Annotated in this window: 1 protein-coding gene; it reads right to left on the bottom strand. The window is 73.5% G+C overall.

The window, feature by feature from the left end:
- Positions 1-373: MFS transporter (locus QWI17_RS00060; protein ID WP_302720470.1), on the bottom strand; the 373-nt coding region annotated here is incomplete at both ends.

The raw sequence follows: 373 nt of genomic DNA on the forward strand, positions 1-373 counted from the left end.
CACGCCAAAAAAGGTGATGAAGGCCGACAGGCACAGCCCGGCGCAGCCCTGGATGGCCATCAGCCGCAGCAGCCAGCCGTTGGGCCGCTGTACGCGTACGGGCGGTCGATGCGCCTGGGGCGCCGGGGCGATCTGTCGAGCGACCAGCAGCGCCAGCAGCAGCGCCAATGGCGCCCAGCAGCCCAGCGCCATGCGCCAGCCCAGGGCCTGGCTGAGCACCGGCAGGGCCAGGCCGGCGAGCAGCGCCGAGGCCTGCACCCCGGCCTGCTTGATGCCTACCAGGCTGGCGCGCGGTGCGTCCACCGCCTGGGCGATGGCCTGGTTGGTAGCCGGGTTGGCCAGCGCCTGGGCCACGCCGCAGAAGGCTAGGGCG

The organism is Gilvimarinus gilvus (genome assembly GCF_030518155.1).
Classification (GTDB): Bacteria; Pseudomonadota; Gammaproteobacteria; order Pseudomonadales; family Cellvibrionaceae; genus Gilvimarinus; species Gilvimarinus gilvus.